Source organism: Stenotrophomonas sp. 3diitr2024 (assembly GCF_042136455.1).
Taxonomy (GTDB): Bacteria; Pseudomonadota; Gammaproteobacteria; order Xanthomonadales; family Xanthomonadaceae; genus Stenotrophomonas; species Stenotrophomonas sepilia.
This window is the reverse complement of record NZ_JBHHMJ010000497.1, coordinates 1-1,992: the sequence shown is the minus strand read 5'-3', so window position 1 is coordinate 1,992 and position 1,992 is coordinate 1. Positions and strand designations below refer to the sequence as shown.

The 1,992-nt window shown below is 67.9% G+C and carries 1 protein-coding gene; it reads left to right on the top strand.

The features are described from left to right. The first annotated feature begins 235 nt into the window (after positions 1 to 235). Positions 236 to 1,840, top strand: a complete 1,605-nt coding sequence (locus ABGA94_RS12550) for a hypothetical protein (RefSeq protein WP_164093309.1) — start codon at positions 236 to 238, stop codon at positions 1,838 to 1,840. Positions 1,841 to 1,992: the final 152 nt, after the last annotated feature.

The following is a 1,992-nucleotide window of genomic DNA, read 5'->3' as shown; positions in this document are numbered from 1 at the left end:
ACCGTTGGCGCCATGGATGGCGCCATCGAGCCCCCAGGGATGGGTTTACGGCGTGTCCTGCGCAGCCCATCCCGACCGGCCCAACTGGCAATGCCAGTCGACTAACAGTCGGCTCTACCCGCGCCCAGCCACGAGGGGCCCCGCCGTTGGCTGGAACCCATCATTCCACGACGGAATTGGCGCCCAGGCGCCGCTGGGCCTACCATCGGCGGTCCCCACCCCCACCGCCCCTTCCATGTCCGCTCCCGCTTCCGCCGCACCGCGTCGCTGGTTCGTCGCCGGCGACTTCAACGGCTTCTTCGGCCTGGTCGTCGACAACCTTTCCATCCTCGGCTTCATCGCCATGGCCCTGGTCGGGATCTTCCAGTTCCCCGCCGACGTGGTGTTCGGCCGCATGTTCCCAGGCACGGCCTTCGGCGTGCTGATAGGCAATCTGCTGTACACCCTGATGGCACGCCGGCTGGCCGCGCGCAGCGGCCGTGACGACGTCACCGCCATGCCGCTCGGCCTGGATGCCCCCACCAGCATCGGCATGGCCCTGCTGGTGCTTGGCCCGGCCTTCATCGCGTTCAAGCAGCAGGGCATGGACCCGCACGCGGCGGGCATCGCCACCTGGCAGCTGGGCATGGCGGCGCTGGTCATCATGGGCGTGCTCAAGTTCGTTCTGTCGTTCTTCGGTGAAGCAGTCACCCGTGCGCTGCCGCGTGCCGCGCTGCTGGGTTCCATCGCCGGCATCGCGCTGGTGCTGATGGGCCTGTTGCCGCTGCTGGAGACGCTGCGCTCGCCGCTGGTCGGCTTCACCACGCTGGGCCTGCTGCTGTATGTGCTGATCGCCAAGGGCAAGCTGCCGGTGCGAGGCCCGGGCGTGCTGCTGGCCTTCGTGTTCGGCACCGCGCTGTACTACGGCCTGGGCCTGGCCGGGCTGGGCGCCCCCGGCTTCCATGTACCGGAGTGGGTGCCGCCGCAGGTGGTGCTGCCGCTGCCGACACTGGGCTTCCTCGACGGCCTGCCCACCGCGATGACCTACCTGCCGCTGCTGCTGCCGTTCGGCCTGCTGATGGTGGTCGGCGGCATCAATGTTTCTGAAAGCGCGCGTGCGGCCGGCGATGACTACCGCACCCGCGACATCCTGCTGGTGGAAGCGGTGGCTACGCTGGTGGCAGGCGTCTGTGGCGGCGTGGCGCAGACCACGCCGTACATCGGCCAGCCTGCGTACAAGCACATGGGCGCGCGCAGCGGCTATACGCTGCTGACTGGCCTGTTCGTCGGCATCGGCGGCATGCTTGGCATCATCTCCGGGCTGGTGCAGTGGCTGCCGCTGGCGGTGCTGGCACCGATCATCGTGTACGTGGCCATCGACATCACCACCCAGGCCTTCCAGGCCACGCCGCGTCACCATACCGGCGCGATGGTGTTCGGTTTCCTGCCGTCGGTGGCCTACCTGCTGGCGATCAAGGCACCCGGCTGGATCACACCGGATCAGCTGCCCCAGCTGCTGACCAAGCTCGACGGCCACGGCCTGCCGGAGCTGGCGGTGATCTTCACCCTCGGCAACGGCTTCATCATCACCTCGATGCTGTGGATTTCGGCGGTGGCGGCGATGGTCGATGGCCGCCTGCGCCGTGCCTGCGGCTTCCTGCTGGTGGCGGCGGTGCTGACCCTGTTCGGGCTGATCCACTCGGTGGATCCGCGCGGCGGCATCTACCTGCCGTGGGAGCTGGAAGGATTGGCGCGCATCATCAGTTTGCAGTTTGCCGGTGCCTACGTGGCCCTGGCGGTGCTGCTGGGCTTGCTGTCGCTGCAGAAGCAGCCGGTGAAGCCGCTGGGTGGGAACAGCTGATCCCACGGTAGTGCCGGCCGTTGGCCGGCATGCTCATGGGTATCCAAGGGCCGGCGCATTGCCGCCCTTGACCACAGGACAGTCGACAGAGCGGACGCCAACCGAGCCTTCAAGTTGGTACGAAAAGATGCCCCCAGAGAAGCGCGAGGAGT

Bases quoted from the DNA above. Each gene is read 5' to 3' on its own strand.
- ABGA94_RS12550 (WP_164093309.1), top strand. From the start codon at position 236: ATGTCCGCTCCCGCTTCCGCCGCACCGCGTCGCTGGTTCGTCGCCGGC.